This is a genomic window from Rhodobacter lacus (assembly GCF_042683065.1).
In the GTDB taxonomy this organism is placed as follows: Bacteria; Pseudomonadota; Alphaproteobacteria; order Rhodobacterales; family Rhodobacteraceae; genus Rhodobacter; species Rhodobacter lacus.
This window is the reverse complement of sequence record NZ_JBHUIX010000013.1, coordinates 364,189-388,071: the sequence shown is the minus strand read 5'-3', so window position 1 is coordinate 388,071 and position 23,883 is coordinate 364,189. Positions and strand designations below refer to the sequence as shown.

18 protein-coding genes and 1 pseudogene are annotated in these 23,883 nt (G+C 66.6%); 16 read left to right on the top strand and 3 right to left on the bottom strand.

Features of this window, described 5'->3' with window-relative positions; all coding sequences use genetic code 11:
- Positions 1 to 9 precede the first annotated feature (9 nt).
- The 7 genes from ACFSM0_RS14030 to ACFSM0_RS14000 are packed head-to-tail and all read left to right on the top strand — an operon-like array spanning position 10 to position 5,906.
- Positions 10 to 585, top strand: coding sequence for an RnfABCDGE type electron transport complex subunit B (locus ACFSM0_RS14030; protein WP_377391579.1), 576 nt, complete (start codon positions 10 to 12; stop codon positions 583 to 585).
- Complete coding sequence (rsxC, locus tag ACFSM0_RS14025) at positions 582 to 2,135, top strand: electron transport complex subunit RsxC (RefSeq protein WP_377391576.1); 1,554 nt, start codon at positions 582 to 584, stop codon at positions 2,133 to 2,135. Before ACFSM0_RS14030 ends, rsxC begins: the two co-directional genes overlap by 4 nt.
- Complete coding sequence (locus tag ACFSM0_RS14020) at positions 2,132 to 3,232, top strand: RnfABCDGE type electron transport complex subunit D (RefSeq protein ID WP_377391573.1); 1,101 nt, start codon at positions 2,132 to 2,134, stop codon at positions 3,230 to 3,232. The genes rsxC and ACFSM0_RS14020 overlap by 4 nt, the downstream gene beginning before the upstream one ends.
- Positions 3,229 to 3,870 carry an electron transport complex subunit RsxG gene (gene rsxG / locus ACFSM0_RS14015; RefSeq protein WP_377391570.1) on the top strand — a complete coding sequence of 214 codons (642 nt, stop codon included), beginning with the start codon at positions 3,229 to 3,231 and terminating at the stop codon, positions 3,868 to 3,870. Before ACFSM0_RS14020 ends, rsxG begins: the two co-directional genes overlap by 4 nt.
- A gap of 11 nt (positions 3,871 to 3,881) precedes the next feature.
- Positions 3,882 to 4,613, top strand: coding sequence for an electron transport complex subunit E (locus ACFSM0_RS14010; protein ID WP_377391567.1), 732 nt, complete (start codon positions 3,882 to 3,884; stop codon positions 4,611 to 4,613).
- Positions 4,610 to 4,867, top strand: coding sequence for an RnfH family protein (locus tag ACFSM0_RS14005; protein WP_377391564.1), 258 nt, complete (start codon positions 4,610 to 4,612; stop codon positions 4,865 to 4,867). Before ACFSM0_RS14010 ends, ACFSM0_RS14005 begins: the two co-directional genes overlap by 4 nt.
- 37 nt (positions 4,868 to 4,904) lie before the next feature.
- The gene (locus ACFSM0_RS14000) at positions 4,905 to 5,906 is read left to right on the top strand and encodes an FAD-dependent oxidoreductase (RefSeq protein ID WP_377391561.1); all 1,002 of its coding nucleotides are present in this window, start codon (positions 4,905 to 4,907) and stop codon (positions 5,904 to 5,906) included.
- Positions 5,907 to 6,021: 115 nt separating this feature from the next.
- Here the strand turns inward: ACFSM0_RS14000 and katG are convergent, their stop codons facing one another.
- Complete coding sequence (katG, locus tag ACFSM0_RS13995; RefSeq protein WP_377391558.1) at positions 6,022 to 8,193, bottom strand: catalase/peroxidase HPI; 2,172 nt, start codon at positions 8,191 to 8,193, stop codon at positions 6,022 to 6,024.
- A 125-nt stretch (positions 8,194 to 8,318) separates the two neighbouring features.
- On the opposite strand from katG, the gene ACFSM0_RS13990 reads away from it, so the two are divergent.
- Positions 8,319 to 9,239 (top strand): hydrogen peroxide-inducible genes activator, encoded by a 921-nt coding sequence (locus tag ACFSM0_RS13990; RefSeq protein ID WP_377391555.1) that lies wholly within the window; start codon positions 8,319 to 8,321, stop codon positions 9,237 to 9,239.
- A gap of 102 nt (positions 9,240 to 9,341) precedes the next feature.
- Positions 9,342 to 10,670, top strand: a complete 1,329-nt coding sequence (locus tag ACFSM0_RS13985; protein ID WP_377391552.1) for an NnrS family protein — start codon at positions 9,342 to 9,344, stop codon at positions 10,668 to 10,670.
- Here ACFSM0_RS13985 and ACFSM0_RS13980 read toward each other — a convergent pair.
- Positions 10,646 to 11,215 carry a UbiX family flavin prenyltransferase gene (locus ACFSM0_RS13980; RefSeq protein WP_377391549.1) on the bottom strand — a complete coding sequence of 190 codons (570 nt, stop codon included), beginning with the start codon at positions 11,213 to 11,215 and terminating at the stop codon, positions 10,646 to 10,648. The two genes, ACFSM0_RS13985 and ACFSM0_RS13980, sit on opposite strands and share 25 nt — an antisense overlap.
- Positions 11,212 to 12,723 carry a UbiD family decarboxylase gene (locus ACFSM0_RS13975; protein ID WP_377391546.1) on the bottom strand — a complete coding sequence of 504 codons (1,512 nt, stop codon included), beginning with the start codon at positions 12,721 to 12,723 and terminating at the stop codon, positions 11,212 to 11,214. The genes ACFSM0_RS13980 and ACFSM0_RS13975 overlap by 4 nt, the downstream gene beginning before the upstream one ends.
- Before the next feature lie 135 nt (positions 12,724 to 12,858).
- Between ACFSM0_RS13975 and ubiT the strand changes: the two genes are divergently transcribed.
- The 7 genes and pseudogenes from ubiT to ACFSM0_RS13940 all read left to right on the top strand — a co-directional run bounded on the left by ubiT (position 12,859) and on the right by ACFSM0_RS13940 (position 23,880).
- Positions 12,859 to 13,404 (top strand): ubiquinone anaerobic biosynthesis accessory factor UbiT, encoded by a 546-nt coding sequence (ubiT, locus tag ACFSM0_RS13970; protein WP_377391543.1) that lies wholly within the window; start codon positions 12,859 to 12,861, stop codon positions 13,402 to 13,404.
- Positions 13,404 to 14,381 carry a ubiquinone anaerobic biosynthesis protein UbiU gene (gene ubiU, locus ACFSM0_RS13965; protein WP_377392479.1) on the top strand — a complete coding sequence of 326 codons (978 nt, stop codon included), beginning with the start codon at positions 13,404 to 13,406 and terminating at the stop codon, positions 14,379 to 14,381. The genes ubiT and ubiU overlap by 1 nt, the downstream gene beginning before the upstream one ends.
- Positions 14,382 to 14,383: 2 nt before the next feature.
- The gene (ubiV, locus tag ACFSM0_RS13960; protein WP_377391540.1) at positions 14,384 to 15,292 is read left to right on the top strand and encodes a ubiquinone anaerobic biosynthesis protein UbiV; all 909 of its coding nucleotides are present in this window, start codon (positions 14,384 to 14,386) and stop codon (positions 15,290 to 15,292) included.
- A gap of 170 nt (positions 15,293 to 15,462) precedes the next feature.
- Positions 15,463 to 17,106 (top strand): annotated as a pseudogene (locus tag ACFSM0_RS13955) (NAD(P)-binding protein); the annotation flags it as partial.
- Positions 17,099 to 20,728 carry a pyruvate:ferredoxin (flavodoxin) oxidoreductase gene (nifJ, locus tag ACFSM0_RS13950; RefSeq protein ID WP_377391537.1) on the top strand — a complete coding sequence of 1,210 codons (3,630 nt, stop codon included), beginning with the start codon at positions 17,099 to 17,101 and terminating at the stop codon, positions 20,726 to 20,728. The pseudogene ACFSM0_RS13955 and the gene nifJ, both read left to right, overlap by 8 nt.
- 10 nt (positions 20,729 to 20,738) lie before the next feature.
- Positions 20,739 to 21,734 carry a dihydroorotate dehydrogenase-like protein gene (locus ACFSM0_RS13945; RefSeq protein ID WP_377391534.1) on the top strand — a complete coding sequence of 332 codons (996 nt, stop codon included), beginning with the start codon at positions 20,739 to 20,741 and terminating at the stop codon, positions 21,732 to 21,734.
- A 91-nt stretch (positions 21,735 to 21,825) separates the two neighbouring features.
- Positions 21,826 to 23,880, top strand: a complete 2,055-nt coding sequence (locus tag ACFSM0_RS13940) for a methyl-accepting chemotaxis protein (RefSeq protein ID WP_377391531.1) — start codon at positions 21,826 to 21,828, stop codon at positions 23,878 to 23,880.
- Positions 23,881 to 23,883: the final 3 nt, after the last annotated feature.

Genomic DNA, 23,883 nt, shown 5'->3' with positions numbered 1-23,883 from the left:
GAGAGAAAGATGATTGAAGCCGTCGGAGCGATGTCTGCCCTCGGGCTTGGGCTCGGGCTGATGCTGGGCTTCGCCGCGCGCCGCTTCCATGTGGAGGCGCCGCCGGTGGTCGATGCGATCGACGCGATCTTGCCGGGCACCAATTGCGGCGCCTGCGGCTACCCCGGCTGCCACGGCCTTGCCGAGGCGATGGCCGAGGGCCAGGCGCCGGTCACTGCCTGCACCCCGGGCGGGCGCGATGTGGCGCTGGCGCTCGCCGAAGTGGTGCAGGAGATCGATTGCGGCGGCGGCGGGGTCTCGCTTGCGGGCATGGCCGAAACCGAGCCGATGGTCGCCTTCATCTTCGAGGACCACTGCACCGGCTGCACCAAATGCTTCAAGCGCTGCCCGACCGACGCCATCATCGGCGCGAACCGGCAGATCCACACCGTCATCACCGATGCCTGCACCGGCTGCGACGCCTGCATCGACGTCTGCCCGACCGAGGCGATCGTCAAGCGCGTCAAGCCGAAGTCGCTGCGGCAATGGTACTGGGACAAACCCGAACCGCGGCGTGAGGCCGCCAGCACGGAGCAAGCAGCATGAGCGTTCTGCCCACTCTCGGCACTCTGTTTCGGCCCTCGCAGCTCTTCTCCTTCAAGGGCGTGCACCCCGATCCGCGCAAATATCTGAGCTCGGAATCCGAGATCGAGACGATGCCGATCCCGACCCTGATCCGCCTGCCCCTGCAGCAGCATATCGGCGCCGAGGCGGAGCCGGTGGTGCAGCGCGACGATTACGTGCTCAAGGGCCAGCTCATCGCCAAGGCGCGCGGGCCGGTTTCTGCCAATATCCATGCGCCCACCTCGGGCCGGGTGATCGCGGTGGGCCATTTCACCGCGCCGCATCCTTCCGGCCTGCCGGTGCCAACGATCACCATCCGCCCCGATGGCGAAGACACCTGGGGCCCGCACCTGCCCCGTATCCGCCCCGAGAATGCCACGCCCGAAGAGATCGCCGCGCAGGTGGCGGAAGCCGGCATCGTCGGCATGGGCGGCGCCACCTTCCCCTCGGCGGTGAAGCTCAATCTGCGCGCCAAATACGACCTGCACACGCTCGTCATCAATGGCGCGGAATGCGAGCCCTACCTCACCTGCGACGACCGGCTGATGCGCGAGCGCGCCGAAGAGATCGCCGACGGCATCGGCATCATGGGCCGCGCCTTGGGCGTGAAACAGATCATCGTCGCGATTGAATCGAACAAGCCGCAAGCCATTGATGCGATGAGCCGCTACAACCGCGCGCTCGACTACACCTTCCAGGTCAAGGTGGTGCCGACGCAATATCCGATGGGCTCGGAAAAGCATCTCGTGCGCCTGCTCACCGGCAAGGAAACGCCCGCCCGCGCGCTCACCGCCGACCTTGGCGTGGTGGTCCATAACGTCGCCACCGCGCATGCGGTGCACAATGCGGTGCGCTACGGCGAGCCGCTGATCACCCGCATCGTCACCGTTTCGGGGCGCGGCATCAAACGGCCCGCCAACGTCAAGGTGCTCCTGGGCACGCCGGTCTCCGAAGTGATCGCCCATTGCGGCGGCTTTGTCGAAGAGCCTGACCGGCTGCTTTTGGGCGGGCCGATGATGGGCCAGCCGATCGCCAACCGCCGCGTGCCGATTGTGAAGGGCTCGAACGGCATCCTCGCGCTGACCCGCGCCGAAACCCCCGGCAACGAGGTGATGCCCTGCATCCGCTGCGGGCGCTGCGTGCAAGGCTGCCCGGTGGGCCTGACGCCGTTCGACATGAACGCGCGCATTCAGGCCGATGATCTCGACGGCGCCGCCAAGATCGGGCTGATGGATTGCCTGACCTGCGGCTGCTGTTCTTACAACTGCCCGGCCAATATCTCGCTCGTGCAGACCTTCCACTTTGCCAAGGGCAAGCTTGCCGAAAAGCAAAGCCGCAAGCATCAGGCCGAGGAAACCAAACGCCTCGCCGCCGCGCGGCAGGCCCGCGAAGAGGCGATTGCCGAGGCGAAGCGCCAGGCGATGGCCAAGCGCAAGGCCGAGATGGACGCCAAGAAAAAGGCCGATGCCGCCAAGGCTGCGGCCGTCGCCGCCGCAACAGCCGCCACAGCCCAGGGGGAGGCCAATCCGTGACCGCGCAACCGCTTCTGGCCGCACCGCATACCCATACCGTCTTCACCGTGTCGCGCACGATGCTGGCGGTGGTGCTGGCCCTCGCTCCCGCCACGCTCTTTGGCCTTTACCAGTTCGGCTGGCCGGCGGTGTTTTTGTTCTGTGTCACCGTGCTCTCGGCCTATCTCTTTGAGCTTGCGTGCCTGTGGGTCGCGGGCAAGCCGCTGGGCCAATTTGCGCGCGATGGCTCGGCGCTCCTGTCGGGCTGGCTCGTCGCGATGACGCTGCCGCCCTATGCGCCCTGGTGGGTCGGGGTGATCGGCTCCGGCATCGCCATTGTCATCGCCAAGCATCTCTTTGGCGGGCTCGGGCAAAACCTCTTCAACCCGGCGATGGTCGCCCGCGCCATGCTGCTGATCGCGCTTCCGGTGCAAATGACGACATGGGTGCCGCCGGTGGGCCTGTTTGACGGGCCGGGCTTTGTCCATTCGCTCGCCATCACCTTTGCCGGCTCGACCGAGTTTGACGCCGTCTCCTCCGCCTCGACGCTGAGCCATATCAAGAGCCAGATCGGCGCGGGAGCCACGATGGGCGCGATCACGCCCGATCTGGCCGACCTCAAGGCGCGGCTGATCGGCCTCGTGCCGGGCAGCATGGGCGAAACCTCGACCGTGCTGATCCTTTTGGGCGGCCTTGCGCTCGTCTTCATGCGCATCATCACGCTTGCCATCCCGCTCTCGGTTCTGGGCACGATCGCCGCGCTTTCTGCCATTGCCTCGAGCCTCGCGCCCGACCGCTTCGCCCCGCCGATCCTGCATCTGACCTCCGGTTCGACGATGCTCTGCGCCTTCTTCATCGCCACCGATTACGTCACCTCGCCGGTCTCGGCGCTCGGCAAGATGCTTTACGGCATCGGCATCGGCGCGCTCATTTTCGTGATCCGCACCTGGGGCTCCTTCCCCGAGGGCGTGGCCTTTGCGGTGCTCTTGATGAACGCCTGCACGCCGCTCATTGAAACCTATGTCCGCCCGCGTGTGTTCGGGCGCACCCGGACCGGCAAACCGCTGCCGATCGCCAAGCCAAAACGTTCCGCCAAGGATACGGGAGCCAAGGCATGACCGAGCCCGCCGAAAAACCGCGCAAAAGCTGGTTCAAATCCTCGCCCCTCGCGCATGGGCTGATGCTCGGGCTGTTCTCGCTCGTCACCGCCGGGCTGCTCGCCTGGGCCGATCAGGCGACCGAGGCGCCGATTGCCGCGCGCGGCGCCGATGACCTTGCCGCCTCGCTCGCGCAGGTGCTGCCCGCAAGCCTTTATGACAACAGCCCCGCCACCGACATGCGCACCGTGACGGACGCCGCCGCGGGCCCGGTCTCCGTGCATATCGCGGCGAAGGCGGGCACCGTCACCGGCACCGCCTTCGAGCTGACCGGCTACGGCTATTCCGGCGCGATCCGGGTGCTGATCGGGGTTGCCCCCGATGGCTCGCTTCTGGGCGTGCGCGTGCTCTCGCATGCCGAAACCCCCGGCCTTGGCGACAAGATCGAAGTGGCGAAGACCGACTGGATCGAGGGCTTCACCGGCCGCTCGCTCTCCGACCCGACGCCCGACGGCTGGAAGGTGAAGCGCGACGGCGGCATTTTCGACCAGTTCTCCGGCGCCACGATCACGCCGCGCGCCGTGGTGGGCACGATCCGCCGCGGGCTCGAATTCTTCGCCCGCAATCAGGCCGCGCTGACCGCGCCGCTCGCGAACTGAGGGAGCAAGCGATGTCGAACCAATATGCCAAGATCGCCCGCGAGGGCTTTTGGGACAAAAACATCGTCTTTGGCCAGATGCTGGCGCTCTGCCCCGCGCTGGCCATCACCGGCACGGCGACCAACGGGCTTGGCATGGGGCTCGCCACCACCGCGGTGCTGATCGTCTCGAACGCGATGATCTCGGCGCTGCGCAAGGTGATCGCGCCCGAAATCCGCATTCCCGCCTTTGTGCTGATCATCGCCTGCATCGTCACCGTGGTCGACATGGCGCTCAACGCCTATGTGCATGACCTGCACAAGGTGCTCGGCCTCTTCATCCCGCTCATTGTGACCAACTGCGCCATCCTGGGCCGCGCCGAGGCTTTTGCCTCCAGAAACGGCATCCTGCCTTCGCTCTGGGACGGGCTGACGATGGGGCTCGGCTTTACCCTCGCGCTCGTCGTCGTGGGGGCTTTGCGCGAGGTTTTCGGCTCGGGCACGCTCTTTGCCAATGCCTCGGTGCTGCTCGGCGCGCATTTCGCCTTCATGGAAACCACGGTCTTTTCCAACTTTCCGGGCTTCCTGATCCTGATCCTGCCGCCCGGAGGCTTCATCATCGTCGGCGTGCTTCTGGCGCTCAAGTCGATCATCGACGCGCGCGGCAAGAGCATCGACGAGGAAATCAAGGAGATGCGCGCGCCGCGGGTGTTCACCGCCGCGGGGGCGCTCGGCCCGGTGCCGCAAATGGAGGATGACGAATGATCGTCGGTGTCGCCTATGCCAAGCCGACCGTGCAGGTCTGGAAACATGTCGATGTGCCCGAGGGCGCCACGGCGCAAGATGCAATCGACCGCTCGGGGCTGCTCGACCAATTCCCCGAGATCAATCTCGCGGAAATGAAGATCGGGGTTTTCGGCCAGATCTGCAAACCCGAACGGGAACTGCGGGAAGGCGACCGGGTGGAGATCTACCGCCCGATCCATCCCGAAGCCGAACTTCTTGAAAAGAAACGCTGAACAAGCGCCCAACGCCTCGCGTCAAAGGAGACATGTGATGACCCGCCTGAGCCGCCGCAGCCTGACCCTCGGCCTTCTCTCCGGTGCCGCATTGGTGGCAACCGGCGCCAGCCTCCGCCTCGGCCGGAGCGAACGCGCCCTCGTGATCGGCGCGGGCCCCGCCGGCGCCCTCGCCGCCGCCGGGCTTGCGCGCCAGAGCCCCGGCGCCTCCGTGGTGCTGCTGGAGCGCGACCCCACCCGCCTTGGCCGCGACACCGCCGCGACCGCGTTCGAGCGCCCCGCCCCGGGGCTGAGCCTCGCTGCGCTCGCCGCCGCGGGGGTTTCCGTCAAGATCGACGAGGTGACGGGGGTCGATTGGCGCGCCGGGCGTGCGGCGCTGTTCTCGGGCCGCAGCCTCGCCTTTGACCGGCTCATTCTTGCGCCCGGCACCGCGCCGCGCGCCGAAGACATCGCCGGGCTCGATGCGGTGGCGCGGCACGACTGGCCCGCCGCCTGGGGCTCGGAGCGCGAGGCGCGCCGGCTTGCCGCCCAGCTTGCGGCGCTCCCCGCGCGCGGCCATGTGGTGCTGCGCCTTCCCGCCGAGATCGGCGCGCCGCAGGTGGCGCTCGGCCGCGCGCTCACGCTCGCGCGCAAGGTGGCGCAAACCGAGGGCGCGCGCCTGACCGTGCTCGACGAAAGCGGCGATGCCGCGCTTGCAGGCGCCTTCGCCATCGCCGCAGGTCTGCAGGGGCTGACCCGGAACATGCGCTGGATCGGCGCGGATCAGGGGGCAAAGGTGCTCGCCGTCGACAGCCGCCGTGGCCGGATCGAGACCGCCGCGGGCCGGATCACCGCCGATGTCGTGAACTTCATCGCGCCGCAGGAGGCCGGGCGTCTCGCGCAGGCGGCGGGCCTCACCGATGCCTCCGGCTGGTGCCCCACCGATGCCGAAAGCCGCTCGACCCGGGTCGAGGGCGCGGTGATTCTGGGCGATGCCCGCAAGGGCGCGATCCGCAATTTTGAAAGCGCCCGCGCCTCGGCGCAAGCGCTCACCGCCTGATCAAAAGCGCCGCCCGCGCGGAGGCCCGGAGGGGCCCGCCGGCCCCGCCGGGCGGGGGGCTCGGGGGGCGGCAAGCCCCCCGACCTCCCCCCGACTTCCCCCCTCGCAGGGGCGCTCAGGCGCGCAGATCGAACCGATCCGCCTCCATCACCTTGACCCAGGCGGAGACGAAATCGCACACGAATTTCTCCGCCGCATCGTCTTGCGCATAAAGCTCGGCATAGGCGCGCAGGATCGCATTCGAGCCGACCACAAGATCCACCCGGCTGGCGGGCCATTTCAGCGCCCCCGTGGCGCGGTCGCGCACTTCATAGCCGCCCGCCCCTTTCGCCCAGGTGTTGCCCATATCGGTCAGGTTGACAAAGAAATCGGTGCTCAGCGCCCCCACCCGGTCGGTAAACACCCCCTCGGGCGCGCCGCCCGCATTGGCGCCCATCACGCGCAGACCGCCGAGCAGAACCACCATTTCCGGGGCGCTCAGCCCCATCAACTGGGCGCGGTCCAAGAGCAGCTCCTCAGGCGCCACCGCATAATCCTTCTTGAGCCAGTTGCGGAAGCCATCGTGAATTGGCTCAAGCACGTCAAAGCCTGCCGCGTCGGTCATCTCGGGGCTGGCATCGCCGCGTCCCGGGGTAAAGGGCACATCCACCGGCACGCCCGCGGCCTTTGCCGCAGCCTCAACGCCGACACAGCCCGCAAGCACGATCGTATCGGCGACCGAGGCGCCGAACCGCGCCGCGAGCGGTTCGAGCACCGCCAGCACCCGGGCCAGACGGTCAGGCTCGTTGCCCTCCCAGTCCTTTTGCGGCGCAAGCCGGATCCGCGCGCCATTCGCCCCGCCCCGCAGGTCAGACTGCCGGAAGGTGCGCGCACTGTCCCAGGCCGTCGCCACCATTTCGGCGGTCGTGAGCCCCGAGGCCGCAATCGCCGCCTTCAGCCCCGCCACATCGTAGCCCGTGGCGCCCGCGGGCACCGGATCTTGCCAGAGCAGATCCTCCTGCGGCACCCAGGGGCCGAGGTAGCGCGCCTTCGGCCCCATGTCGCGGTGCAAAAGCTTGAACCAGGCACGGGCGAAAGCGTCGTTGAAGGCCGCGGGGTCGGCCATGAACTTCTGGCAGATCGCGTTGTAGATCGGGTCCACCTTCATCGCCATGTCGGCGTCCGTCATCATCGGGTTGTGGCGCTGCGTCGGGTCGGAGGCATCGAGGGGCTTGTCTTCCTCGGCAATCGTCACCGGCTCCCATTGCCAGGCCCCGGCGGGCGATTTGCGCAGCTCCCAGTCATGGCCAAAGAGCATCTCGAAATAGCCCATGTCCCATTGCGTCGGATGCGTGGTCCAGGCGCCCTCAAGGCCCGAGGTGATGGCATTCGCCGCCTTGCCACCCATCGTCGGGTTTGCCCAGCCAAGCCCCTGCGCGGTCACATCCGCCGCTTCCGGGTCGGCGCCAAGCTGGCTGGCATCGCCATTGCCGTGCGTCTTGCCCACGGTATGGCCGCCCGCGGTAAGCGCCACGGTCTCCTCGTCATCCATCCCCATCCGGGCAAAGGTTTCGCGCACATGAAGCGCGGTTTTCGCCGGGTCGGGCTTGCCGTTCACGCCTTCGGGGTTGACGTAGATCAGCCCCATCTGCACCGCGGCGAGCGGGTTTTCCATCGTGTCGGGCTTCTCGACATCGCCGTAACGGCCATCCGACGGCGCCAGCCATTCGGTCTCGGCGCCCCAATAGACATCTTTCTCCGGCGCCCAGATATCTTCACGACCAAAGCCGAAGCCATAGGGCTTCAGCCCCATCGATTCATAGGCCACCGTGCCCGCATAAAGAATGAGATCCGCCCAGGAGATCTTGTTGCCGTATTTGCGTTTGATCGGCCACAGCAGACGGCGCGCCTTGTCGAGGCTGACGTTGTCGGGCCAGGAATTGAGCGGCGCAAAACGCTGGTTGCCGGTGTTGCCGCCGCCGCGCCCGTCGGCCGAACGGTAGCTGCCCGCCGCATGCCAGGCCATGCGGATGAACAGCCCGCCATAATGGCCCCAGTCTGCGGGCCACCACGGCTGGCTGTCCGTCATCAGCGCCTGCAGATCCGCCCGCAGCGCCTCGAAATCCAGCCCCTTCACCGCCTCGCGATAGGCGAAGCCCTTGAGAGGGTTTGTCTTTTCATCGTGCTGATGCAGGATGTCGAGATTGAGCGCATTGGGCCACCAGCGCATCGTATCCGCGCCCAGCGCCGTCGCTCCGCCATGCATCACCGGGCATTTGCCCGCGCCTTTCCCGTCGTGTCCGTCCATGGTCCTTCCTCCTCGGTCTATTTTAGCAGTGTTCCAACCAGATCATCCGGCGGTTGAGACCAAGGTAGAGGGAGAGCCTGATAAATTCCAATTGCATTATCCGAAGGGTTCGATAGGAATTTTTTATGCTCAACCTGTCCATGAAGCAGCTTCGCTATTTTGATGCGCTCGTCCGCACCGGCCATTTTGGCCGCGCCGCCGCGGATTGCGCCATTTCCCAGCCCGCGCTCTCGGTGCAGATCCGCGAGATGGAGGCGGCAATCGGCGGTGCCCTTGTCGAACGCTCGGCGCGGCAGATCCACCTCACCGCGCTCGGCGCCGCCTTTGCGCCGCGCGTGCGCGAGATCTTGCGCGCCGTCGATGCGCTCGATCAGTTGTCGCGCGCCGCGCGTGGCCCGCTTTCGGGGCCCTTGCGGCTTGGCGTGATCCCGACCGTTGCCCCCTATCTGCTCCCCGCGATGGTGGGGGCGCTTTCTGACGCCTTTCCGGGGCTTGAGCTTTTTCCGCGCGAGGCGGTGACGGGCAAACTCGTCACCGATCTGATCGAGGCGCGGCTCGATGCGGCGGTGGTGGCGCTCCCGGTCTCGGAACCGGCGCTCACCGAGATGCCGCTTTTTGACGAGGCTTTCGTGCTGGTGCGCCCCGCCGCCGAGGCAGGCCTGCCCGTCCCTTCTGCCGAAACGCTCCCCGAAATGCGGCTTTTGCTCCTTGAGGAGGGGCATTGCTTTCGCGATCAGGCGCTCACCTTTTGCAAGCTCGGCCCGGCGGGCGCACGCACGGTGATGGAGGGCTCTTCGCTCTCCACCCTCGTGCAGATGGTCGGCGCGGGCATCGGCGTCACGCTTCTGCCCGAGATCGCGCTGCCGGTGGAAACGCGCTCCGCGCAGGTGGACCGGGTGCGGCTGTGCGCCCCCGCGCCGGGGCGGCGCATCGGCATGGTCTGGCGGCGCTCCTCCCCGCTCGATGGGCCCCTGCGCGATGTTGCTGCCGTGCTCGCCCGGCTTGGCACCGAAAGCCTTGCCCAGGCGCGTGCGCTTTTGCCCTGATCACGCTTGCGGGTGCTGCGATCTGCCGCCGCGCCGCGCTCTTGCCAAGGGCCGCGGATGGGGGCACGAAGGAGCGACCTGCCCTCTCCGATGGAGCCACCCATGTTCCCCGCCGCCCCCCGCCTGTTGCGTGAAGGCCACCGCCCGCTTTACCTTGCCGCCGCGGTTTTCACGGTGATCGCAATCGCGCTCTGGGGGCACTGGATCGGCGCCGGGATCGGCAGCCCGCTGTTGCCCACCCGCGCCATCGGCATGGACTGGCACGCCCATGAGCTGATCTTCGGCTATGGCGGCGCGGTGATGGCGGGGATCTTTCTGGCCAATGCGCCCAAAGGTCTGGGCTGGATCTTCTTTCCGGCGCTGACCCTGCTCTGGATCGCCGGGCGCATCGCCATGGCGATGTCGGCCACGCTGCCCGCGCCGCTGGTGGCGCTGATCGACCTTGGCTTTGACCTTGTGGTGATGGCGCGGGTGGCGATGCCGCTCTTTGCCAGCAAGCTGACGCAGGAAAACTATGACACCAAGCTGAAAACGCTTGGCTATATCTCCATTTTCCTTCTGCATTTCCTCTCCAACTTCGTCATGCACCTGGACTGGATGGGGGTCTGGCCGGGCATCGCCTCGACCGGGGCGATGGCGGGGCTGATGGCCTGCGCCACGATGAACGCGGCCTTTGGCGGCCAGCTCACCGCCGCGCTGACCCGCAATGCGATGGTCCATGCGGGCGAGACGGCGCTGCCGCGGCCGATGGAGGGGCTCGACCGTTGGGGCCCGATCTTCACCGCGCTGTGCGTGCCCGCGGCGTTCCTGCCGGTGCGCGCCTTTGGCGCCGTTCTGGTGCTGGCGGGCGCCACCAACCTCTTTCGCATCATGTTCTGGCGCTCGGGCTGGGCGTTCAAGAACAGCGCGCTGCTGACGGGCTTCCACCTTGCCTTCATGTGCCTCGGGCTCGGGCTTTACGCGATGGGCCTCTCGGCGGTGACGGCAATGCAGATCTTCCCCGGCGCCACGCATCTTCTGGCGATCGGCGCCGTGGCGGGCCTTTCGATGGCGGTGATGATGAAAACGAGCCTTGGCCGCGCCGGGCGGCCCGGTCACGCCACCGGTGCGCTCAAGCTTGCCGGGGCGGCACTGATCCTTGCGCTGGTTCTGCGCGTCTCGGGCGAGAAGGAAGTGGTTCTGATGGCCTCAGCGATCTTCTTTGCCATCGCTTACGCCGCACTCGCGGTGGGCCTTGCGCCCGCCCTCCTCGGCCCCAAAAAGAAACCGGGGGAGCCCGGCGGGCGCCCGCTTGGCCATGGCCACGGGCATGGCAAGGGCGAGGGCGAGGGAGACTGCAGCTGCGGCGGCCATGGCGAGGGCCAGGGCGGTATGCAAAGCTGCGGCCTGCACCAGATCCGCGGCCTTCAGGGCTCCTGCGACCACGATTGAGCCTGCGGCGGCCCGAGCCGCAACAGATCCACCGCCCGCGCGCCGATCTGGCGCGCGATCTCGGCCACCCCCTGCGGCTTGAGGTAGAAGGCGGGCACCGGCGGCAGGATGATGCCGCCCATTTCCGTCACCGCGGTCATGTTGCGCAGATGCGCAAGCGTGAGCGGCGCCTCGCGTGCCAACAGCACAAGCGGGCGGCGTTCCTTCAGCTGCACCGAGGCGGCGCGGACAAGCAGGTTATCGTCGAGCCCGTTTGCAATCGCGGCAAGCGAGCGCATCGAACAGGGCGCGACGATCATCCCCGCCGTGGGCGCGGAGCCCGAGGCGATGGCGGCCCCCACATTGCCTATGGCGTGGCTGCGCGTCGCCATGCCCTGCAGCCGCTCAAGCGCGCCCGCCTCGGCCTCGGTGGCGAATGTGAGCTTGGCGGCAGAGGACATCACAAGGTCGATCTCGACCTTGAGCGCGGTGAGCGCCTCGGCCACCGCCAAAGCCAGCACCGCGCCCGAGGCGCCCGAAACGCCCAGGATCACACGCGCGCTCATTTCAGCCCTCCGGGGAACTGGCGTTTCAACACGGCCTCGGCAAAGGCTTCATCCTCCGGGCGCATTCCCATCACCGTGCCCCATTCGCGCGTGGTCTCGGTGCCGATCTTCGTTGTGGCATCAATCCCGAGCTTGCCCGCGAGCCCCTCAAGGGGCGAGGCAAAATCGAGGTAATCCATCGGCGTGCGGTCAAGCACGACCAGATCGCGGCCCGGGTCCATGCGCGTGGCAAGCGCCCAGGCGATGTCATCCCAGTTCCGCGGGTCGATGTCGTCATCGACCACGATCACCATCTTGGTATAGCTGAACTGTGCCAGCATTCCCCACAGCGCCATCATCACGCGGCGCGCCTGACCGGGGTAGCTTTTCTTGATCTGCACCACGGCAATCCGGTAGGAGCAGGCAGCAGGCGGCAGCCAGAGGTCTTTCACCTCCGGGATCTGCTGGCGAATGACCGGCAGCGCCAGATCGTTGAACACCTCGCCGATGATCGCGGGCTCATCGGGCGGGCGGCCCGTGTAGGTGGACAGATAGATCGGGTCCTTGCGGTGGGTGAGCGCCGAGACCCGCATCACCGGGAAGGGCTCGACCGCGTTGTAATAGCCGGTGTGATCGCCAAACGGGCCTTCGGGCGCGGTGTCATTGGCGTGGATCCAGCCCTCGATCACCATTTCGGCATCGGCGGGCACCATCAAAGGCACGGTCTTGGCGGGCACAAGATGCGAGCGCTGGCCGCGCAGAACGCCCGAGAAGGTGAGTTCGGAGACGTTTTCGGGCAAGGGCAGCGCAGCGGAGAGAAGCGTTGCCGGGTCGGCGCCCAGCACCATGGCGACGGGCATCGGCTTTCCGGCGGCAAGCCAGGTGCGGTGATGCTGCGCCCCGCCGCGATGGGCGAGCCAGCGCATGATGATGCTTTCGGGCCCATGAAGCTGCGCGCGGTAAATGCCGAGGTTGTAGCCCATCACGGCATCCATGTCCGAGCCATAGGGCCGCGTCACCACCACCGGCCAGGTGAACAGCCGCCCGCCATCGCCGGGCCAAAGCTGCTGCACCGGAAGCTCTTCGAGGTTCAGCCCCTTGCCGGGTTCGAGCACGACCTCTTGCACCGGCCCCTTTTTCGAGGTGGTCACACGGGTGGAGAGCGCCGCCTTCAGCATCGGCAGGCGCGAAAACGCATCGCGCATCCCCTCGACCGGGGCGGGCGCTTTCAGCGAGGCCAGAAATTCGCCCAGCGCCGGCACCTGATCGAGCGCGAGCCCGAGCCCCGCCGCCACCCGCTCTGTGGTGCCGAAGAGATTCGTGACAACCGGGATCGGCGCGTGCGCGCCCGAGGGCAGCACGGGCTTGTCAAACCGCAGGATCGGGCCGCCCCGCTCCAAAACGGCACGGTGCACCGCAGACATTTGCAGTTCCACCGCCACAGGCTCGGCGATGGTTTTGTGATCATTGCGACCCTTCGCCCAATCGAGGAAGGACCGCAGATCGGAAAATACGGGCAGGCTGCGCATCATTCCTCCTAAGTCTTGTTGGCGTTAGCATCCCCGTATCGACCAGGGTTTGACATTGATCAAGTTGCCGCATTGTGACCGGCGTTAAAGGAGCCCATCTAGAAGAGGGGAGAAATCCCTGACGAAAGGAGCGCCATGTCCGACCATGATCAGATTCCCCGCCTGCCCAGATTGATGGGCCGGGCGATGCGGCCCTTGCCGCTTGCGCCGCTGTCGGTGACGCTGACCCTTCTGGCGCGGCGCATTGCCAAACGCCATCCGGGCCTGTTCCAGCGCCTTGGACAGTATCGCGAGGCGCGCTTCCTGCTTGAGGCGACCGACCTGCCGTTCCTTCTGCTGCTCGATCTGCGCGGCGGCAAGGTGAAGCTGACCGCGCACCGCCGCGCGCCCGAGGCCGAGGCGCGCATCGCCGGGCCGATTGCCGGGTTCCTTGGCATGATGCATGGCGCCTATGACGGCGACGCGCTCTTTTTCTCGCGCGATCTGATCGTCGAGGGCGACACCTCTGCCGTTGTCGCGCTGCGCAATGCAATCGACGATGCCGAGCTTGACCTTGCTGCGGAACTGGCAGAGCTTGCCGGTCCGCTCAAACCCTTTGTGCAGCCCGCCGTGAACCTTGCCGAAAAAGGCTCGGGCTTGGTGCTGCACCGCGTCGATACGCTGGCTGGAGGCTGGACATGATGGAACTCGTTTGCCCCGCGGGCACCCCCGCGGCGCTGCGCGCTGCGGTCGAGGCGGGCGCGCATGCCGTCTATTGCGGCTTTGCCGATGAAACCAACGCCCGCAACTTTCCGGGGCTGAACTTCTCGCCCGAGGAACTGGTGCCGGCGATCGCGGGCGCGCACAAGCGCGGCGCGAAAGTGCTCGTCGCGCTCAACACCTTCCCGCGCGCGGGCGGCGAAAAGCTCTGGCATCAGCGCCTTGCCGATGCCGAAGCCGCGGGCGCCGATGCGGTGATCCTCGCCGATATCGGGCTTTTGGACTATGCCGCGACGCATCACCCGAAGCTGCGCCGCCATCTCTCGGTTCAGGCCGCTGCCGCGAACCCGGATGCAATCAACTTCTACGCCGAGACGTTCGACGTGAAACGGGTGGTCCTGCCGCGGGTGCTGACCGTGCAGGAGATCGCCGCGATCAACAAGGAGATCGACGTCGAGACCGAGGCGTTTGTGTTTGGCGGGCTTTGCGTGATGGCCGAAGGGCGCTGCGCGCTCTCCTCTTACGCAACCGGCCTTTCGCCCAACATGAACGGCGTGTGCTCACCCGCCTCCCATGTGGTTTACGCCGAGGAAGGCCCGGATCTTGCGGCAAAGCTTGGCGGCTTCACCATCCACCGCACGCCGAAAGACCGCCCGGCGCCCTATCCGACGCTGTGCAAGGGCTGCTTCACCTCGGGCAGCCAGACCGGCCATGTGTTTGAAGACCCGGTGTCGCTCGATGCGCGCCACCTCATTCCGGCGCTGGCGAAAGCGGGCGTGACGGCGCTGAAAATCGAGGGGCGGCAGCGCTCGCGCGCCTATGTCGCGGAAGTCGTGCGCGCCTTCCGCGCTGCCACCGATGCGCTCGCTGAAGGGCGTGACCTGCCGCTGGCGGAACTCGCCCGGCTTACCGAAGGCCAATCCGCCACTGCCGGGGCCTATGCGAAAACCTGGAGATGACGATGGATCTGACGGTCGGCTCAAACCTGTTCTTCTGGAAAGCCGAAGACATGCGCGCCTTTTACGAGGGGCTGCACACCGCGCCCGTCGCGCGTGTCGTGGTGGGCGAGGTGGTCTGCTCCAAGCGCCTGCCGTTCTGGGAAGCGGAAATCCCCAACATGGTCGCGGGGCTGCGCGCCGCGGGCAAGGAGGTTGCGCTCTCCACGCTCGGGCTCGTGACACTCGGGCGCGAGCGCAACAAGACGCATGATCTGTTTGACATCGGCCTGCCGGTCGAGATCAACGACATCTCCGCGCTCAAGCACCTGCCGGAAAACACCCCCTTCTGGGTTGGCCCGCTGGTGAACGTTTATAACGAGGGCACGCTCGGCTATCTGGCCCGGCGCGGCGCCACGCGGATCTGCCTGCCGCCCGAGCTGCCGCTCGCCTCGATTGCGACGCTCGCAAAAGCGGGCAAGGACGCGGGCGTCAAGGTCGAGGTCTGGGGCCATGGCCGCTTGCCGCTGGCGATCTCGGCGCGCTGCTATCATGCGCGGCTGCATGACCGGGCAAAGGACAATTGCCAGTTCATCTGCGGCGAAGATCTTGATGGCCGCGAGGTGGACACGCTCGACGGGCAGGCCTTCTTGTCGGTGAACGGGGTGCAGACCCTTTCCGCCGCGACCGGTTGCGCCGCCTATCACACCGAAGCGCTCCGCGAGGCGGGGGTCGACAGCCTCCGGCTTTCGCCCCAGACCGGCGATTTCGTCGGCCTGTGCGCGGGCTATGCCGACCGGATCGCGGGGAACATCAGCGCCGAGGCGCTGGTGGCGCAGCTTTTGCCGGAAGCCCCCGGCGGTCGCTTTGCCGATGGCTTCTTTGCCGGGCCCTCCGGGTCGGACTGGTCGCATCCGGGGCCCGCGGGCGCCTGAGCCTTCGGCACAGTCTTGCAAGGGGGCGCGGCGCAAGCTTCGCCCCCTTTGTTTTGGCGGATCGCAATTTTGTGCGCCCCGTCACCCCGCCCCGGCTGATCTATGTCATGCAAGCCCCCGCCCCCTCTCGCTAATCTGGCACCGCCTGCCAGCAGCGCCAGCGGAGGACGAGCATGAGCACACGCGTACCGGATTTCACCCCCTCGGTCAGCCCGCAGGGGAATCGTGGCACGGGGCCCGTGCGCAGCCAGCACCCCGGCTATGTGACGCTCACCGCGCCCTGCACCGCCGCCTGCCCCGCGGGCGAGAACATCCGCGCCTGGCTCGCGCTTGCCATGCAGGGCCGCTACCGCGCGGCCTGGGAAAAGCTCACCGAAGACAATCCGATGCCCGCCGTGCATGGCCGTGTGTGCTACCACCCCTGCGAGGCGGGCTGCAACCGCGGCACGGTGGACAGCCCCGTCTCGATCCATGCGGTCGAGCGGTTTTTGGGCGATATGGCAACGCGCGAGGGCTGGGAGTTCCACAAGCTGCGCTCGGAGACCGACAAGCGCGTGCTCGTCGTCGGCGCGGGGCCTGCCGGGCTTTCTGCCGCCTATCACCTCGCCCGCCTTGGCCATAAGGTCGAGATCCGCGAGGCCGGGCCGGTGGCGGGCGGGATGATGCATTTCGGCATTCCCGCCTACCGGATGCCGCGGGCAGAATTGGCCGCCGACATCGCGCGGATCGCCAATCTTGGCGTGCGGATCACGCTCAACCACAAGGTCACGGATCTGATGGCCGAGAAGGAACAGGGCGGCTTTGACGCCGTGTTCCTTGCCATTGGTGCGGGGCTTGGCAAGCGTGTCGAGATCCCGGCGCGCGATGCGGCCAAGGTCTTTGATGCGGTGAGCCTCTTGCACGACACCTCCGCCGAGGCGCCGCCGATGCTGGGGCGCCGGGTGGTGGTTTATGGCGGCGGCAACACCGCGATGGATGCCGCACGCACCGCCAAGCGGCTGGGCGCAACGGAAACGATCATCGTCTACCGGCGCGACCGCGCGCATATGCCCGCGCATAGTTTTGAAGCCGATGAAGCGATTGAAGAGGGCGTGAAGATCCGCTGGCTCACCACGATCAAGGAGATCTCCGGCTCCGATCTGCAGGTCGAGCGAATGGAGATCGACGCCGAGGGCCGCCCGCAGCCCACCGGCGAGATCGAGACGCTTTCGGCCGATGCGGTGGTGCTGGCGCTCGGCCAGCAAAGCGACAGCGGCTTTTTGCACACGGTGCCGGGGCTCGAATTCACCCCCGACGGGGCGGTGATCGTGTCCGGCGAGATGATGACCGGGGCGACGGGGGTGTTTGCGGGCGGCGACATGGTGCCCGCGCAACAATCGGTGACGATCTCGACCGGCCACGGCAAGCGCGCCGCGCGCTACATCGACGCCTGGCTCCGGGGCGAGCACTATTCCGAGCGCACGGCGCCGCCCGTGGCAGATTTTGCCACGCTGCATCTGCCGGTTTACTCCGATGCCGAGCCGAGCGCCCAGGCGCGGCTTGCCGAGGCGGCACGGATGGGCGGCTTTCAGGAGATCATCAAGGGCCTCACCACCAAGGAGGCCCGCTATGAGGCGGCGCGCTGTTACTCCTGCGGGCAATGTTATGAATGCGACAATTGTTACGCCGCCTGCCCCGAGGAAGCCATTGTGAAACACGGCCCCGGGCGGGGCTATTCCATCGACCTGACAAAATGCACCGGCTGTGCAAGCTGTTATGAGCAATGCCCCTGCGGCGCGCTCGACATGATCCCCGAGGAGGCCCCCCATGCGTGACACCGTTGTGCAGATGGATGCCCCGAAGACTGCGGAGGCAGTGCAGGCGGTGATGGATGGCAACACCGCCGTGGCCCATGTCGCTTACCGCGTGAACGAGGTTTGCGGCATCTATCCGATCACCCCCTCCTCCACCATGGCCGAACTCGCCGACGAATGGGCCGCACGCGAGATCCCCAACATCTGGGGCAATGTGCCGGTGGTGCAGGAGATGCAATCCGAAGGGGGGGCAGCGGGGGCGGTGCATGGTGCGCTGCAGGCGGGTGCGATGACCACCACCTTCACTGCCTCGCAAGGGCTCATGCTGATGATCCCCAACATGTTCAAGATCGCGGGCGAACTCACGCCCACGGTGTTTCATGTTGCCGCCCGCGCACTTGCCACCCATGCGCTCTCGATCTTTGGCGATCATTCCGACGTGATGGCGGTGCGGCCCACCGGCTTTGCCATGCTCGCCTCCGCCTCGGTGCAGGAGGCGCATGACATGGCGCTGATCGCGCAGGCGGCCACCTTGCGCGCCCGCGTGCCCTTTGTGCATTTTTTTGACGGGTTCCGCACCAGCCATGAGGTGAACACGCTCACCCTCATTCCCGATGCGCAGATCCGCGCGATGATCGACGACGATCTCGTGCGCGCCCACCGCGCCCGCGCGCTCTCGCCCGAAAACCCGGTGGTGCGCGGCACGGCGCAAAACCCCGATGTGTTCTTCCAAAGCCGGGAGGGCGCAAACCCCTGGCATGCCGCCGTGCCCGGCATCGTGACGGCAGAGATGGAGCGCTTTGCCGCGCTCACCGGGCGGCGCTACGGGCTGTGCGATTATCTGGGCGACCCGGAGGCGGAGCGGGTGATCGTGATCATGGGCTCGGGCGCCGAGGTGGTGGAGGAAACGCTCACGGCGCTGAACGCCAAGGGCGCAAAACTGGGCGCGATTGTCGTGCGGCTTTACCGCCCCTTCCCGGCGGAGGCGTTCCGCGCCGCGCTCCCCGCAGCCTGCACCAAGCTTGCGGTGCTTGACCGCTGCAAGGAGCCGGGCGCGCCCGGCGAGCCGCTCTTTCTTGATGTGGTCACCACCCTTGCCGAAGCCGCCGCAACCGGCCTCCGGCCCGCCATGCCGCGCGTGGTGGGCGGGCGCTATGGGCTTTCGTCGAAGGATTTTGACCCCGCGCAGGTCAAGGCGGTTTATGACGAACTGGCGAAGGCCGCGCCAAAACAGGGCTTCACCGTCGGCATCACCGATGATGTGAGCTTGACCTCGCTCCCCGTCGATGCGGGCTTTGTCACCGAACCTGACGAGACCGTGCGTGCGGTCTTTTATGGCCTTGGCGCCGATGGCACGGTGGGGGCGAACAAGAACTCGGTGAAGATCCTCGCCGAGGAGGCCGGGCGGTTTGCGCAGGGCTATTTTGTCTATGACAGCCACAAATCGGGCGCGCAGACGGTCTCGCATCTGCGCTTTGGCCCGCGGCCGATCAAGGCGCCCTATCTGATCCATGCGGCGAATTTCGTGGCCTGCCACCAGTTCCACTTCATGCAAAAGATCGACGTGCTGAGGGTTGCCGCCCCCGGCGCCACCTTCCTGCTCAACGCCCCCGTCGGGCCCGACAAGGTCTGGGACCGGCTGCCGCGCTCGGCACAGGCGGCAATCCTCGAGAAGGGGCTGAAGTTTTACGTGATCGACGCGAACCGCGCCGCGCGCGAGGTCGGGCTCGGGCGGCGCACCAACACGATCCTGCAGACCTGTTTTTTTGCCCTGTCGGGGGTGCTGCCGCGCGAGGCGGCAATTGCCCAGATCAAGGCCTCGATCAAGAAAACCTATGGCCGCAAGGGCAAGCGGGTGATCGAGCAGAACTGGGCCGCGGTCGATGGCGCGCTGGAGCGGCTCCATGAGGTGACGGTGCCCAAAGCCGTGAGCGCCACCGACGACCGCGCCCCGGCGGTGCCCGCGACTGCGCCCGAATTCGTGCGCAAGGTCACCGCGCTGATGATGGAGGACCGCGGCGACGAGATCCCGGTGAGCCTCCTGCCCGCCGATGGCACCTTCCCCACCGGCACCGCCGCCTGGGAAAAACGCAACGTCGCGGATGAGGTGCCGGTCTGGCGCGAGGATCTGTGCATTCAATGCGGGCAATGCTCCTTCGTCTGCCCGCACAGCGTGATCCGCGCGAAATACTTTGACGAAGACCTGCTGGAAGGCGCGCCCGAAGGGTTCAAATCCGCCCCCGTCAATGCGCGCGGCTACCCCGGCGCGCGGTTCTCGCTGCAGTTCCATGTCGAGGATTGCACCGGTTGCGGGCTTTGCATCGAGGCCTGCCCCTCAAAAAGCCCGACCGAGCCGGGGGTGAAGGCGATCAACCTCACCGAAAAGGCGCCGCTTGTCGCCGCCGCGCGCACGGCGATCAGCTTCTTTGAGCATCTGCCGGTGAATGATCGCGCGCGGGTGGATTTTGCCAATGTGCGCGGGGTGCAGTTCCTTGAGCCGCTCTTTGAATTCTCGGGCGCCTGCGCGGGCTGCGGCGAGACGCCCTATGTCAAGCTTCTGTCCCAGCTTTTTGGCGACCGGCTGATGGTGGCCAATGCCACGGGCTGCTCCTCGATCTATTCGGGCAACCTCCCCGTCACGCCCTGGACGAAAAACCGCGAGGGCCGCGGCCCGGCCTGGGCGAACTCGCTTTTCGAGGACAATGCCGAGTTCGGGCTTGGCTTCCGGCTCGCCGCCGACAAGCATCTCGACCTTGCGCGCAGCCTGGCCAAAGAGATGGCGCCGGAGTTGGGCGAGGATCTTGTTGCCGCGATCCTTGCCGCGCCGCAGATCCGCGAAAGCGAGATCCGCGCGCAGCGCGAGCGCGTGGCGACGCTGAAAACCCGGCTGCTCGCGCATCGCGAGGCGCCACAGGCGCAGCATCTTCTGAGCGTTGTCGATCATCTGGTGCGCCGCTCGATCTGGATCGTGGGGGGCGATGGCTGGGCCTATGACATCGGCTATGGCGGGCTTGATCATGTGCTCGCCTCCGGGCGCAATGTGAACGTGCTGGTGATGGACACGGAGGTCTATTCCAACACCGGCGGGCAGGCCTCCAAGGCCACGCCCTTGGGCGCGATTGCCAAGTTTGCCGCCGCGGGCAAGCGCACGGCGCGCAAGGATCTGGCGCTGCAGGCGGTGGCTTACGGCAACGTTTACGTGGCGCAGGTGGCGATGGGGGCAAACCCGCAGCAAACGCTGCAGGCCTTCCGCGAGGCCGAAGCCTATGACGGGCCCTCGCTCATCCTCGCCTACAGCCATTGCATCGCGCACGGGTTCGACATCCGGCAGGGGCTTGGCCAGCAAGACCGCGCCGTGGCCTCGGGCTATTGGCCGTTGTTACGTTACGACCCGCAACTGCGCGGCACCGGAACCGCACCTTTCCGGCTCGACAGCCCCCGCCCGGTTCTGCCATTCAAGGACTATGCTTACAACGAGCTGCGCTACTCGGCCCTTGCCGCGAGCCGGCCCGAGGAGGCAAGCGCGCTACTGGACGAGGCACAACAGGCGATCCGCGAGAAATATCGCACCTATGAAGATTTCGCCGCAATGAATGGCGGCCCCGGTCCGGCGCAGGTGCTGGGCGCGGCGGGCAAGCTCTGAGGGGACGACGATGGAAATGAGAACCCGCTATCTCGGGCTGGAACTTGAAAGCCCGCTTGTCGCCTCGGCGAGCCCGCTCAACGCCAAGCTCGACGTGCTGAAGGAACTCGCCGATCAGGGCGCCGGGGCGGTGGTGCTGCCCTCGGTCTTCGAGGAGCAGATCTGGCACGAGCAGCGCATTCTTGACCAGCTTGTCGCGCATGGCTCCGAGAGCTTTGGCGAGGCCTTGAGCTACTTTCCGACGCAGGCGGCCTTTGCGTTTGAAAGCTCGAACCATCTGGCCCTTGTGGAGCAGGCGGCCGCCACGCTCTCCATTCCGGTGATTGCCTCGATCAACGGCACCACCGACAGCGGCTGGACCGATCTCGCGCATGATCTGGCCGAGGCGGGTGCGGCGGCCATTGAGCTCAATGTCTATTTCCTGCCCACCGACCCCGATGTTTCCGGCTCCGATGTCGAGCGGCGCACGCTCGATGTGGTGCGCGCGGTGCGTGACACGGTGGAGATCCCGCTTGCGGTGAAGATCAGCCCCTATTTCTCGTCTCCCGCGCATATGGCGCGGCGGATCGTGGCCGCGGGGGCCGATGGCATGGTGCTTTTCAACCGCTTTTACCAGCCCGATATCGACCCGGTGGGCCTGACGGTGACGCCGTCGCTGGAGCTTTCGCGCCGCTACGAGATGCGGCTGCCGCTTTTGTGGATCGGGGTGCTTTCGGGGCGGATCGCGGGCTCGATCGCGGCCACGACCGGGGTGGAGACCTCCGAGGATGTGGTGCGCTACCTTCTCGCCGGCGCCGATGTGGTGATGACCACCTCTGCGCTCTTGCGCCATGGGCCCAAGCATATGGGCGAGTTGCGGCGCGGGCTGGAGGACTGGCTCGCCGTGCGCGGGCTGGCGGGCCCCGGCGCGATCCGCGGCCAGCTTGGCCATGGCGCGCTCACGGATGGCGACGGCTATGAACGGGCCAATTACATAAAGGTCATGCAGAGCTGGGGCAAAAGCTGAGATTCAACCTTTGCGCCCGCTGAAAATGACGGCAATTAACGGGCCATAAAGGCGGCGCAGGTAGAGTTTTGCGAAACCAGACGGAGTCATCATGCTGTTTCGCCGCTCGTCCGCAGCCCCCCAAATGCAGCGCAAGGAAGCCCTGACCAACGCTGTGGAAACAGCCTTGGCTGTCGTGTCATTTGATCTTGATGGCAAAATTCTCAGCGCGAACCCCGCCTATTGCGAGATTCTGGGCTACAGCCCCGAGGAACTGGTGGGGCAGTCGCTCGGCAAGCTCATGCTGCCGAGCTATGCCAAGTCGATCGGCACCGGCCCATTTTGGGAGGGGCTGCGCGCCGGACAAGTGCAGCGCCTTGCGGTGACCCGGCTGCGCAAAACGGGCGAGCTTGTCTGGCTCGAAACCACCTATGTGCCGACGCGCGATGCTTCGGGCAAGGTGGTGGAAGTGTTCAGCTTTGCCAGCGACATCACGCAAAAAACGCGAGAGCGCAAGCATATGGAGGCGATGGTGGCCGCGCTGCGCCGCTCGCAGGCGGTGATCGAATTCGACCTTGAGGGCAAGGTGCTTGATGTCAACGACGCGTTCTTGCAAACCATGGGCTTCAGCCGTGAAGAGGTGATCGGGAAGCATCACAGCATGTTCATGCCTGCGGGAGGCGCCGAAACGCCGGACTATGCCGCGTTCTGGAACAAGTTGCGCACCGGCGATTTTGTCTCTGGCAGCTTCCAGCGGGTTGGCAAGGGCGGGCGCCCGGTGTTCCTGCGCGCGACCTATAACCCGATCATCGGGATCGACGGCAAGCTCTGCGGCGTGGTCAAATTTGCCCAAGATATCACCCAGGACCGTCTCACCGCGATCGACCGTGCCGGGCAGATTGCGGCGCTGGGCCGCTCGCAGGCGGTGATCGAATTCGACATGCAGGGCACGATCCTGACGGCGAACGACATTTTCCTCAATGTGATGAACTACCGGCTTGAGGAGATCCAGGGCAAGACGCATGCAATGTTCATGCCCACGGCGGAGCGCTCCACCCCCGCTTATGCAAAATTCTGGGACGAGCTGCGCGCGGGCAAGGCGCAGGTGGCCGAGTTCTGCCGCATCGGCAAGGGCGGCAAGGAAGTCTGGATTCAGGCGAGCTACAACCCGATCCTCGACGAGGACGGGCGCCCCTACAAGGTGGTGAAATTCGCCACGGATGTTACCGACCGCAAGGCCGCCATCCTTGAGCTTGAGGACGGGATCTCCGCGCTGCGGGCGGGGGAGCTTGATTACCGTCTGACCCGACCGATGCCGGCCGAATTCGAGTCCCTGCGCGCCAATTACAATGCCGCGCTCGAACGGATGGAAGAGCTTGTCGGCGCGATTGTCGAAAGCGCCGAAGCGATCCGCATCGAAACGACGAACCTCTCGGGGGCCTCCGCCGAGCTTGGGCGGCGCACCGAGACGCAGGCGGCCTCGCTCGAGGAAACCGCCGCCGCGCTGAATCAGCTTTCCTCCTCGGTTGAAAGCTCCTCAAGCGGCGCGCGCAATGCCGCCAATGCCGTGACCAAGGCGCGCAACCGCTCCAGCGAGGGCCGCCGCGTGGTGGAGCAAACGATTTCCGCGATGGGGGATATTGCCCAAAGCTCAGACCAGATCTCGCGCATCACCTCGGTGATCGACGACATCGCCTTCCAGACCAATCTTCTCGCCCTCAATGCGGGCGTGGAGGCGGCCCGGGCCGGCGAGACGGGGCGCGGCTTCGCGGTTGTGGCCTCGGAAGTGCGCGCGCTGGCGCAGCGCTCCTCGGAGGCCGCGCGCGAGATCGCGGAACTGATCGAGACCTCGGGGCGGCAGGTGCGCCAGGGCGTTGATCTGGTGAATGAATCCGGCCAGGCGCTGAGCGAGATCGACCGGCTCGTGACCGAAGTCGACGGGCTCGTTCAGGCGATCGCGGGCTCGGCGGTGGAGCAATCGACCGGCCTTGCCGAGATCAATTCGGCGGTGCACCAGCTCGACCAGCTCACGCAGCAAAACGCCGCCATGTTCGAGGAAAGCTCGGCCGCCGTCTCCGTGCTTGGATCGCAGGCGGGCGAGCTGGCCGCACAGGGCTCGGTGTTCCGCATTGGCGCCCCGGATGACGGCTTCCGCGTCGCCTCCTGACCC